Annotated in this window: 1 protein-coding gene; it reads right to left on the bottom strand. The window is 47.8% G+C overall.

Annotation, left to right across the window (positions count from 1 at the left end; all coding sequences use genetic code 11):
* Positions 1–529: hypothetical protein (locus tag R7R78_RS29210; protein ID WP_225474978.1), on the bottom strand; the 529-nt coding region annotated here is incomplete at both ends.

Here is a 529-nt window from a genome sequence, read left to right on the forward strand (position 1 = left end):
GTTGGTGCACTAACAATCGCCACGCTGTAATCCGTAAAAGCTGGTTTGCCATCAGACGTGTTAATCTTGTCCAGTTCATCCACAATGGTGGCACCATTAGTGGTACTTTCACCTACGTTGGTGACTGAGACTTGATACTGGATCTGGCCATTCGGATTGTAGTGACAATCAGTGCCCGTCGAAGATGGGAACGTACACGTACTGCTGTCGGCGGTCGTGTTCAGCACCAGTTTTTGGAAATCTAAAACAGGTGCGACAGGAGGAATGGTTTCCGTTGTGTCACTCTGTTTGCCGGCTTTTGCGGTGTTTCCATCGATATCACCAACAGCATCAGCGCGAACTTTCCCCTTTACGGTAAATTCGATCACTTCTTCAGGCGCAATATCAACCACCAAATCCAGATCATCGGTGGCATCGTATGGTTCGATGTAGGTGTCTTGCGTGCCACTGGTACCAACAGAGGTAAAGACGTGGCTGATTTCAGATTCTGAAAATGCCGATTTCGTTGTGTCACCAATAACTTCAACAC

It is taken from the genome of Vibrio sp. 2134-1 (genome assembly GCF_033339495.1).